Annotated in this window: 1 protein-coding gene; it reads left to right on the top strand. The window is 34.2% G+C overall.

Features of this window, described 5'->3' with window-relative positions; genetic code table 11:
* On the top strand, nt 1–266 hold a 266-nt coding region (locus SB752_RS32580), incomplete at both ends, for a hypothetical protein (RefSeq protein WP_410719525.1).

Below are 266 nucleotides of genomic sequence, written 5' to 3'. Positions count from 1 at the left end.
ATCACAGGAAATACGGGAAGTTTAGATATACCGAAATCTATCGTTGACAGTATTACATTTTATTCAACGTCCGTAAATCTTACTAAAATTTACATTATTTATAAAGGAACGGAAAATGCGACTATTATTAATCCATACGCTTCACAAGGTGTAAATATTACCGCAACAGGCGGAACCGTGAATGTTGTTTCAACCGCAACAATAAGTAATTTAGAATATAATTTACTCGGAACAAGCACCACAGGAAGTTTAACCATGAGTTCTAC

It is taken from the genome of Brevibacillus sp. SIMBA_040 (assembly GCF_046535075.1).
Taxonomy (GTDB): domain Bacteria; phylum Bacillota; class Bacilli; order Brevibacillales; family Brevibacillaceae; genus Brevibacillus.
Note: the sequence above shows the minus strand (reverse complement) of the source record. Positions and strands in the feature narration are given on the sequence as shown.